The organism is Paenibacillus alginolyticus DSM 5050 = NBRC 15375, assembly GCF_000422905.1.
Taxonomy (GTDB): Bacteria; Bacillota; Bacilli; order Paenibacillales; family NBRC-103111; genus Paenibacillus_E; species Paenibacillus_E alginolyticus.
Genome location: NZ_AUGY01000167.1, coordinates 1 through 8641 on the forward strand (window position 1 = coordinate 1; position 8641 = coordinate 8641).

6 protein-coding genes and 1 pseudogene are annotated in these 8641 nt (G+C 43.3%); 1 reads left to right on the top strand and 6 read right to left on the bottom strand.

Translation table 11 applies throughout. The annotated features are described in order from the left end of the window. Positions 1-225: 225 nt before the first annotated feature. Positions 226-518 (top strand): annotated as a pseudogene (locus G519_RS49620) (transposase); the annotation flags it as partial. A gap of 141 nt (positions 519-659) precedes the next feature. Here the strand turns inward: G519_RS49620 and G519_RS0136770 are convergent. From G519_RS0136770 to G519_RS0136795, 6 genes are all read right to left on the bottom strand, one after another. After that, positions 660-1799 carry a glycerate kinase gene (locus G519_RS0136770; protein ID WP_029198810.1) on the bottom strand — a complete coding sequence of 380 codons (1140 nt, stop codon included), beginning with the start codon at positions 1797-1799 and terminating at the stop codon, positions 660-662. Between the two features lie 11 nt (positions 1800-1810). Further along, on the bottom strand, positions 1811-3769 hold the full coding sequence (locus G519_RS0136775) for a glycoside hydrolase family 125 protein (RefSeq protein WP_084160518.1): 1959 nt from the start codon (positions 3767-3769) through the stop codon (positions 1811-1813). A 21-nt stretch (positions 3770-3790) separates the two neighbouring features. Beyond that, positions 3791-4633, bottom strand: a complete 843-nt coding sequence (locus tag G519_RS0136780) for a carbohydrate ABC transporter permease (RefSeq protein WP_029198812.1) — start codon at positions 4631-4633, stop codon at positions 3791-3793. Between the two features lie 11 nt (positions 4634-4644). After that, the gene (locus G519_RS0136785; protein WP_084160519.1) at positions 4645-5553 is read right to left on the bottom strand and encodes a carbohydrate ABC transporter permease; all 909 of its coding nucleotides are present in this window, start codon (positions 5551-5553) and stop codon (positions 4645-4647) included. Positions 5554-5598: 45 nt separating this feature from the next. Next, positions 5599-6939 (bottom strand): extracellular solute-binding protein, encoded by a 1341-nt coding sequence (locus G519_RS0136790; protein ID WP_029198814.1) that lies wholly within the window; start codon positions 6937-6939, stop codon positions 5599-5601. Positions 6940-7049: 110 nt separating this feature from the next. Beyond that, positions 7050-8069: a LacI family DNA-binding transcriptional regulator gene (locus G519_RS0136795; protein ID WP_029198815.1), complete on the bottom strand. Its 1020-nt coding sequence runs from the start codon at positions 8067-8069 to the stop codon at positions 7050-7052. Positions 8070-8641: the final 572 nt, after the last annotated feature.

Sequence of the window (8641 nt, forward strand, 5' to 3'; positions counted from 1 at the left end):
TGTCTATGCTCATTTTTGTTACATATACATTCTGGTGTTTATTTTAGTGTTAAACATGTTCTACACGAGTATAATTATTCCGCTATCCTGCCCGTTAGCGGAATAGGCCACCGATCACCGGTAGCCTGCTAGATCTAGTTATGAAACTATCGTTCTGCGTTAATTCAATCTACACCCTCAAATTTCAATCCATTGTTTGTGTAAATATCAATCTCCTTGAAAACGGGCGATGGTTGCAAAATCGCGGCAACGATTCTGTCTGAAATCGGGGAAATCCATCGATTTAATCACGCGAAGAAGTTGGCTGCTTTTGCAGGAATCGACCTCAGTGTTTACTCTTCTAGGAAGTTTACCACTACTTCAAACCGGATTACCAAACGTGGCTCTAAGAAACCGCATAAGACGCCTTGTACCTCGCCGTCTTATGCGGTTTTAAAAAGTCTGTCAGTAAGAGACTAAGGGAGTTCAATGATAAGAAGTTTGAAGAAGGTAAACCCTATCGCGTTGCCTTGACTGCTTTTTCCTCCCATTTCATGTTTCATCCCACTAACTGTACTTGAATATTCCAAAGCAGTATGTCTGCCGATACATTCGGTCGGCCATTCACATGCAAGAGGATCAACGATAAGTCCTTCGACTTAACGATGATCCTCTTTGGTTTATCCAGACTTTGCAGCAGAATACAATCTCACAGCCGCTTCCGCCGTACTTTCCAACATGGTCGCAGCATCCACAAGGGCTTCCTCCAAAGATACCGGCCTATTTAACAAGCTCAGCACCGAACATACACCCTGCGTATATAAGTTTTCAATATCGGTGCCCACTGTGCCTGCTATAACCACAGTTGGGATGCCGTACTTTTGTGCGATAAGGGCTACACCGCTTGGTGTTTTGCCGTGTGCTGTTTGGCTATCTACCTTGCCTTCACCTGTAAGTACAAGATCAGCACCTTGTATATGTCTTTCCAATTCAGAAATCTCTGCTATAAATGAAGAGCCTGCTTTAATCCGTCCTTGCAGGAGAGCTAGAATACCTGCTCCCGTCCCTCCACCCGCTCCTGCTCCAGCAGCGTAGCGCACTTGAATGGGACTTATCTCTTCCAGATGTTCCGCCCAATTGTTCATAAGCACTTCCAATAGCTCAACAGCGGCTTCGTTTGCCCCTTTTTGCGGTGCAAAAACGCGAGATGCGCCTATAGCACCCACCAAAGGATTTGTGACATCACAAGCAATTCGAATGTCACATGCATGGATTCGCGGATCCATGCTTGCCGTGTCGATGGCATGCAAATCTGCTAAACCTATAGCGCCCCGCTTAATCGACTGGCCATTCACATTGAGTAGTTTGACGCCTAAGGCTTGCAGCATGCCTGCTCCTCCGTCATTCGTCCCGCTACCGCCTAAACAGAGAACAAATCGACGGTACCCGCGCTGAAGCCCTGCCAACATCAACTGACCGAACCCATAGGTGGACGTAACCAGCGGATTTCGCTCGGATTTTTCAATGACATACAATCCACAAGCAGCCGCCAGTTCAATTACACAGGTTGCGCCATCCCCCAGGACGCCAAATGTCGCTTCGATGTTTTTGCCAATAGAGTCTTCAACTGTTGTTGTGAATATCTGACCTCCTGTTGCGTCTACTAAACAGCGGACACTTCCTTCCCCACCATCTGCCATAGGAATGACAGCAATTTCATGGTGAAGCGAAGCCTTCTGTATGCCTTTGCGCATCGCTTCACCCGCTTCACTAGCCGTTAGACTTCCTTTGTACGAATCTGGAGCTACAACAATTTTCATCCTACTAACTCCTATATGTTAGACTGTTTATTCAGAAGAAGTGCTTGGGAAATAAAGGCGCCAGGCCATGAAAACCAATGACGGGAAGCCACTTCACCACTCTGCTCATGGACAGCCTCAGAATAAAGACCATCCCACTGGCATAATTGTTTTAACTTCTGGATAACAAGCGTATATTGATCTTGATCGTTAATTAAGGCGCTGTAGATTAACTGCTGAGCATCTCCTAATGGCCATGGATGAGGGGTATGAATTGATCCCAATCCGCCATATATACCTTCATAATAGCCTCCGATGTTTCTTGTCGAGAATGCGAATTCCATGGTGTTAATCCAGCGGGAATCATCTGCATCACAGAATCCCCAGATAGGCGCCAATACCGTCGGTAGATCATTCGCATCGTGATAAGTTGTGTGATTACCCTGCAGGTCAACCAAATAAGCAAACATGCGTTTACCCTCTGACTCAATCGTGAAATGATCGAAGCAATCCGTCTGAACTTGCTGCACCCATTCGTGAAGTTTCTGCGTCGTAAATGGAATCTCCTTATTCAGAGCATCCAATTTCCGCAGTGTTTGCCACATCAGAATTTGACTGGAAAAATGATAGGGATAATCCACCTTATCGTCAGCTGGGGTCTCCCCTGTTCTAAACAGCCAGTACTGCTCATGCCGGATTTTCATAATTTCCTGTATCGTATCTTCAAGGTACGGCAGTAAGCGAACTACTGTCTCTTTGTCATTCGTCCATTCATAATATTCACAAAGTTCAAGAAGTGGATAACACTGCTGATCCAGCTGGTACACATCGTCCTTACAATAGCCATTCGTCAGGTAAGCTCTTCCCCAGTAGCCCGAAGGCCGTTCCGCTGTCATGAACATCCAGAGCAAATGTCCCTTAATGGTCTCTCTTACCTTACTTCTCTCTGCTTGCGTTAATATACCCTCGTGTTCATCGACATCGATTAACAGCCTCATCATATAATACGAATCCCGGTTCCATGATAAAGGAAGCAGTTGGTGATCCGTGATGACACACACTTGTTCGTCTTGAACAGGAACCGAACAACAATTTAGAATGTATGCTACATTACGACGAATCACATAATGACTCCAGGACGTATCGATGAAACACAGAGGCTCATCAACCATAGAAATGTCTTTCAAGTGTAAAAATATCGCATCGTTACCCCATTCAGCATCATTTAAAGCCTCTCCCTCTGTGTTAATTGTATAGGTGATAAGCAGTTGCTTCACCTCAGAGGGAGCGATCTTCCATTGATATTCCGACAGTTGCTTGATCGGTTCATTGGATGTCCGTTTTTCTGTTCCTAAATCAAAGGGCTGTCCATCTTCAAGTATAGTCATTACAACTTGTGCCGGTAAAGAAGGATTACGCAAAGACATACGATTCCCTTGGATTTCCAAATCATTGATTTGCTCTGGCATTTGAATAGGACCGCCTTCGGTCAATTGGCCGTAGCTGCATCGATTTAAATTATAGATACCCCCAATTTGGAAGGGTAAAGTTTGCTCCATCGTACTGTTGTTTTTGATTTCAATGCTTTGTACGACTGTGGCTCTTCCTGAAGCGTCGATGGCCTCAAACGTAATTGCCAAGTTGAGCTGATCGATCTTGTAAGTTATGACCAGTTTGCCTTCCGGTGTATAGCCGCTATGCCAATCTTGAATCTCCCTATTATGTGAGAAACCGAATCCATGAGCTCGATTTCCCTCTCCAAATCCAGCAATTCGTTTGCGATACGCTCTAACATATTCAGAATCGTACCAAAGTCCGTTTGAAAATGTCTCAAGGGAGGACAGCGTCAAATACCCCTTAGTTGGGTGATACGCATTGATGGTGCTGATTGTGCCGTTTTCTTTGATGCTCGCTGTTAAGCTGCCACACCCGATATCTAACGGCTTTTTGTTTACATTGCTCTTTAATACCGAGTATAGTTCCATATTCATCACTTCTCCGAGTTCATCTTTTTAACCTTTAACCGCACCATTCGTAAGAGCTCCTACGATAAAGCGCTGCAGGAGTATGAAAGCAATCATGACAGGTAAAATACCTATCGAGCTTGCAGCAGCCAAATAGTGGGTGGTAATAGCATCTGAGCTATTTTTTAATGTAACAAGCCCTAGTGACATAGGGAACATGTCCTTATCGTCCAATAAAATAAATGGAATTATAAACTGCGACCAGCTGGCAACAGCAATCAAAATCGTTACGGAGGCTACGCCCGGCATCGCAACCGGTAAAAGTACTTTCCATAAAGTGGACCAACGCGAACAGCCATCCACAATTGCAGCCTCATCCAATTCCAAAGGAAGTGTATCCAAATATCCCTTTAGAAACCATGTACTAAGCGGAATCTCAACTGCCACATATACAGCAATTAATCCAGCCGAGTGGTTGATTAATCCAATCTCCGAGAATAACCGATAGAGCGGAATCGCAATAATGACCGGTGATATCATTTGGAATACCAAAATCATGAGCATCACAGGACGCTTCATTTTGAACTGGAATCGTGACAGTGCATAAGCAGCAGGAAATGAAATTAACAATGTTAACGCAATGGTAACCACTACAATTTTTGCTGAATTCCACATGTAGTGAAGAATTTCCATATTTTTAATTACAAAAGTATAGTTTTGGAATTGAGGTGTCTTGGAGAACCAAATTGGCGGCGTCAAGAATAATTCAGGGACTGATTTTAATGATAACGAAACGACCCAGAATATAGGGAAGGCAAAAAAGCAAAAGACGATCAAGTACCCTACGTATATTCCCGTATTTTCTAATCTATATCTTGCATATTTACTCACGTTTGTTCCTCCTACTTCCTTTCAACAAACCGAAAATACAAACCGGTCATCGTCAGATTGATGAGCAGCAGGATAACCGCGGTTGCCGCTCCTTGTCCTAAATCGAATAGCTGGAAGATTTGAGAATGGACATTTAAAGCGATAACCTCTGTGCTTTTCCCAGGTCCCCCTGCCGTTAAAGCCATTACCATATCAAATGTGTTGAAAGTAGCAACAACACTGGTAATCATGTTAATGAACAGGATTGGTGCTAGAATTGGTACAATGATTTTAATTAAAGATTGGAACGAAGTCGTACCATCAATTTTTGCTGCTTCCAGCACATCCCCAGGTACAGTTTGAAACCCAGCATAAATCATAATCATGCAAAAAGCCGTTCCACGCCAAATATTTGCTAAAGTAATAGAGGCAAGAGCGATATGGGGGTCGGACAGAAATGAGATCTTGGGAAATCCAATTGACGTGACTACATAATTTAAAATACCAGCATCTGATTCGTTATACAGCAGGCTCCAGATAATACCAATAATAACCCCGGGAATAGCCCAAGCCGAAAGTACAGTTGTCCGAACAACAACGGTTCCGATTAGCTTTCGCTTATTTCCCAGATCTACCATAAGTGCGATAATAAAGCCGAGCAACATTTGAAAAAACACACTACATGCTACAAAAATTAATGTAATGCTTGTCATATGAAGCAGATCAGGATTATTCAGTAATTTCCTATAAGATTGCAAGGTATAGGTATAATTAGGATCCATCAAATTGGCATTTGTAAAACTGGATCTAATGACTTCTATGACCGGGTATACAAAGACAAGGAGTAGGACGATTGCTGTTGGCAGCAGCCAAGGAACCGGGGAATTGCTCCCCAGCGCCTTCGGCCATTGCATTTTAGACAGTGGTTGATGTCGTTTCATATGATTTGAAGATTCGTGAGTACTCTCCATACTTTCTCACAACCCTTACTTTTGAGATAGGACTTTCCATGCATTATTGAGCGCATCTTCAGGCGATAGGCTACCCGATACCACACTCGACGCGGCAATTTGAAGCTGTTCGGAAATCACAGTATAGTCATCAGAAGCTGGGCGAGCTCTACCCGTTTTCTCCATGATTTCACGAAACGTTTTGGTAAACTCGTTGCCTTTGAAATCAGCATTGTCATATACAGACTTGCGAGGAGGCAAATAACCGCCGATTGTTGTCCAATTGGCCATACCTTTGTCGCCCATATACGTTTGCATAAGGAAATCGAAGGCTGCTTTTTGCTTATCAGGATCTTTAGTGAAAAGCCCCCATGCCCAACCACCTGACATCGCTACCGCATTTTCACCGCTCATAGTTGGGACTGGCGCTACCGCATACTTCGCGAAACGCTCTGCGCCCAGAGTATCTTTCAATTGGTTAACCTGCCAGTTACCCCCGATAAACATAGCGACTTTGTCAGTGGCAATATCCCCATTTTGATCGGCTTCATTCTTGATATTCGCAGACCGTTTCGGAGTAACTCCCGTATCAGCTGCCTTTTTCAGGAAGTTAAACACGTTCAGCATCTTCTCACGATTGGCTCCCTCACCAAATACAGCCTTACCTTCATTATTAACCAATTCCCCGCCTTGCGACAGGAACATAGGAAGTACAACGGAAACGGAAGCCGCTTCAGCGCGTCCAGCCGGCATTAATAAGGCATCATAACCAGCTGCTTTTAGCTTGGTACCTACTTGAATCACTTCATCCCAAGTTTTAGGCGGAGTGGGCACGAGATCCTTCCGGTAATACAAAACCCGTGTATCGGTCGTGAACTGAATGCCATAAATCTTCCCATCAGGGCCCTTCATAATGCTCTGTGCAAACGGGAAGAAATCATCGATCTTCAAACCTGCTTTTTCAAAGTAGCTGTCCAGCGGCTGTAGGTATTTATAAAATTTTGGCAGCATATAGGCATCGATCATCGCTGCATCTGGAGCGCGATCACCCGAAGCCATAATCATCAGGTTGGAAACTTTTCCGTCATAATCGCGAGAATCGATTTCCACATTTGGGTGTGCTTTCTTATAGTTTTCTAAAGAAGTGTTAATATACTCTACCCGTTTAGGGTCTGAGGATTTCGCCGAATACGCTGTATGTGCCAACCACTGAAAAGAAACTTTCTTTTCCGATGAGGCAGTGGCAGCTGTTGTTGGTTGCGCTTTATCAGCATTGCCACCTGACTTTGGCGTTGAACTGGTTCCACATCCGCTAAGAATTGCTGAAAGTCCTACCATCGTTACCAAGGTACTCATAACTAATTTACTTTTTTTCATGAAAATGCCTCCCTATTTATATGAATAAGTTGTTGCCACATTGATTGAAGGAGAGTTGTACGGGACCTTCAAACGTATTATCGAAAACGTTTTCGAAAAACTCAAAAAAATTATTCCTTTGGTGGAGCACTACTGCCGCGAACGATTAACTGTGTAGGTATCCTTATATGTTGGGTGGTCCCATCGTTATCTTGAATAATGTCTAATAGTATCTTAGAAGCTGTTTCCCCCATTTGTAGACGTTTCTGATGAATCGTGGTTAAAGGCGGATTAAAATATTGAGAAGAATCGATATCATCAAAACCTACAACAGAAACATCCTCAGGAACGCGTTTGCCTAGCTCCTTCAGTGCATCAATTACGCCATAAGCCATTAGATCACTTGAGGCAAATACAGCCGTAAGATCTGTTTCTTGAGAAAAAGTTTCTTTCGTCAGCCTAGCAGCTTCCTCCCTCGAATATTTCCCATATTGAATCCAATTATCCTTGACGGATAGTCCATAATGCTGACAAGCCTTCTTATACCCTTCAATGCGGTCATAGGATCCCTTGGCGATCGTATCTCCAGCTATCTTTAAGATGTTGCGGTGCCCCAGCTTTATCAGATGCTCCGTAGCATCCCAGGCTCCAGCTTCATTATCGGATTCTACAAAATTCACCTTCAGGCTGGCTTGTGGCAAACTGTCTATATATACCGTTGGGAACGCCTCGTGTAGTTCGTGAATCTTCTCATCCGTCCTTTTATTTCCAGTTAGAATGAGAATGACGCCATCCACACCTTTTTCATAACACATGACCTTGTAGCTCGACGTATCCCGCTTTTGGTTAGAGAAGATGAGCAGATCGTAACCTGCCTCGCCGACTACATTCTTAATGGAACTAAAATAATCGACTAGAAAGGGACTGTCGAATCCGGAATTGGTTTGATCGCCGAAAAAAACACCAATGGTTTTCGTTGATTTGGTAATCAACCCTCTTGCCATGAAGTTCGGAACGTAATCCATTTCTTTAGCTATTTCCAAAACTTTTCTTTTCGTTTCTTCTTTAATATCTTCGTAACCGTTTAACGCTTTGGATACCGTTGAAACGGAGACGCCAGCTAGTTTAGCTATTTTTTTTATATTGGTCACTCTCTAGCCTCCTGTTTCCTAAAACGTTTTCGTTGATCAGTATAGCATGTCATTGAATACGGTTGCAACACTTTTTTCGAAAACGTTTTCGGATAACAAATGCACAATTTCCTCGAACATTACTACTTACAGAGCATTTGAATCCAGTCTTGGGATCGCATCCAAACCGATTAGTATAAATAAATATTTAATATCCTATCCAAATCGGCAAAGGATTCTCGCAATGTTTAGTTAAGCGGGGCTTATTTGAACTTTCACCGACGCGGCAATCCGTACAATACATAAATTCTAGAAGAGCATGCTCCCGTGTGAATGACAGGAAATCTTGAGATGGATAACATCGAAGCCGATGGCCTAAACTACTTGGTTTTAATCGCTCTGTTCTTGCAATTAGATTGTTCAAATAAAACTCAGTCATCAAAATAGACGTAAATTAAGGGAAGTAAGTTGCTAATATGTATTCAACTCTCCTGCCCTTCCCTCGGTTTTAAGGGTTTATCTCACATATTCTCACTCATTCGCAGGATTTCGTCGCCTTGGAATACAGTTGCCGTTCGAATAGCAAGCTCATT

Bases quoted from the DNA above. Each gene is read 5' to 3' on its own strand.
- G519_RS0136770 (WP_029198810.1), bottom strand. From the start codon at position 1,799: ATGAAAATTGTTGTAGCTCCAGATTCGTACAAAGGAAGTCTAACGGCT.
- G519_RS0136775 (WP_084160518.1), bottom strand. From the start codon at position 3,769: ATGAATATGGAACTATACTCGGTATTAAAGAGCAATGTAAACAAAAAG.
- G519_RS0136785 (WP_084160519.1), bottom strand. From the start codon at position 5,553: ATGAAACGACATCAACCACTGTCTAAAATGCAATGGCCGAAGGCGCTG.
- G519_RS0136790 (WP_029198814.1), bottom strand. From the start codon at position 6,939: ATGAAAAAAAGTAAATTAGTTATGAGTACCTTGGTAACGATGGTAGGA.